The 1,725-nt window shown below is 67.8% G+C and carries 3 protein-coding genes; 2 read left to right on the forward strand and 1 reads right to left on the reverse strand.

The genetic code is table 11. The features are described from left to right. Positions 1–282: 282 nt before the first annotated feature. Positions 283–477, reverse strand: a complete 195-nt coding sequence (locus BZY54_RS52020) for a hypothetical protein (protein ID WP_167414205.1) — start codon at positions 475–477, stop codon at positions 283–285. 177 nt (positions 478–654) lie between these two features. Between BZY54_RS52020 and BZY54_RS48355 the strand changes: the two genes are divergently transcribed. Both BZY54_RS48355 and BZY54_RS48360 read left to right on the forward strand, forming a co-directional pair. Continuing rightward, a complete protein-coding gene (locus BZY54_RS48355) occupies positions 655–924 on the forward strand; it encodes a hypothetical protein (protein ID WP_086731572.1) in 270 nt (89 codons plus the stop codon). Positions 925–984: 60 nt separating this feature from the next. Beyond that, the gene (locus BZY54_RS48360) at positions 985–1,284 is read left to right on the forward strand and encodes a DUF6233 domain-containing protein (protein WP_341868746.1); all 300 of its coding nucleotides are present in this window, start codon (positions 985–987) and stop codon (positions 1,282–1,284) included. Positions 1,285–1,725 lie beyond the last annotated feature (441 nt).

Below are 1,725 nucleotides of genomic sequence, written 5' to 3' on the forward strand. Positions count from 1 at the left end.
GGATGTGGTGCGGCGGGCGCGCGGGCTGGCGGCGTTTTGCGTACCTGATGCCTACATGTAGGGGTTGTCCGGGCAGGCCGTCGTTGATCGCTCGCGGACAGCTCTCAGGCGGCCGGGCGGATGGGGCCAGGCGTCTACCCACGTGATCGACGGAGCCCCAGTAAGCCAGTCGGGCCGGCGATCGGAGCGGCAATGTCCCTGTGGCCGAGGAGACGTTTGCCGCTTTCTTACTCAAAAGCGCCATCCAATTCTGAACTCGGGACGTATCAGTTTTGAACATGTCTAATGTGCCTTCGGGCATATTTCAGGAGGAACGCCATGGCGATCTTCAAGGCTCTCTTCTCCGTCCTGGGCCGTGACCACGGGGACCACGGCGATCACGGCGACCACGACCGCGACCACGGTGACCGTGACCACGGTGACCGCGACCACGGTGACCGCGACCGCGATTTCGGCGACCGCGACCACGGCGATCACGGTTACTGATTTTGGCCACTATTAGCGACTTGGAGCGGAGCGGACCGGAGGCCAACGCCTTCGGCCCGCTCCGTCACCACGCCTTGCGGCTCCCCGCTCGCGGGCCCCGTTGTGCATGGCCAGCTATCGCTGCGCGCCACATGTCGGGATGCGGCCACCGCCTCTACTATCGAACACGTGGACGATTCGCGTGACGCCGAGGCGGCGCCTCCCCCGGATGCCGGGGTGGGGGTGTTCTCGTACGGGCCGTACGAGGTCGTGCGGATCAATCTGCGGGTGGCCAGCGAGCCGTACCGGGGTGTGGCGGTCGCCCACTACGACGCGCCGGATGGGTGTCGGGCGTACCGGTTGGCGTTGTGGCCGCGTCCGGATGTGGCGCCGCATGGCTGGTACTGGTGGGACGAGGGGCGGATGACCCGGCGGGATTTCCGCAGACCAGACGACTAGACTCGAACCTGTGAGCGAATCCGAGCCATCCCGTCTTGAGCTGTTGCAGTTCGCCCGTCGGTGGTCGTGCAGCAGGCGACGGCCGCCTTGGCGCAGATCGACGGGTGGATCGCGGCGGAGCAGCGGCGGGAGGCCGAGCGCCGCCGCGGTGCGGAGATACGGCCGCCTGCACCGGAGTGGCTGGTCGAGGTGGGCCTGAACAAGAACAACCTGGTGGCCGTGCATACGGGCGACTGCTGGGATCCAGACAAGCGGGCGCGGCCGGTGACGCGGGCGGAGGCCCTGGACGCGCTGACGCGTCTGCAGGCGCAGGCGTGCTCGAAGTGCAGGCCGGATACGGCGCTGGGCGTACTGGAGTAGCTGATCGTCCGGGCGGGACCCGCGTGTTTCGTGCATGATGTCCGGGCAGCCGGGGGCCGTGATCAGTGGGAGTGCGGGGGTTATGGGCAGACGCCTGATGTTCGGAGTGCGTGGCGCCCTGTTGGCCGTTGGGACCGCTGCGTGTGGTGGCGGTGGGGCTTCGGCGGGGGCGCCGGCGACTCATGAGGCGAAGGTCGAGGCTGCGGGGTCCAGTCGCGCGCAGAAGTGCACCAAGACGTCTGGCTGCGATCGCGGACGAGCTGTGGGTCGACTCGGGCCAGGTCACGGACGATTCGGAGAGCTTCGACCGCAATCAGCGGGGCCGCGATTTCGCGGCCGCCTACCTCGGCACTCCGGAGTGGGACATCTTCATGCGTGCGGACAGTGACGGCGTGGCGGGGCGACGGTCACGCAGGCATTGCTAAGGGCGCGCAGATAATC

This window comes from Streptomyces carpinensis (assembly GCF_002154505.1).
Taxonomy (GTDB): domain Bacteria; phylum Actinomycetota; class Actinomycetes; order Streptomycetales; family Streptomycetaceae; genus Streptomyces; species Streptomyces carpinensis.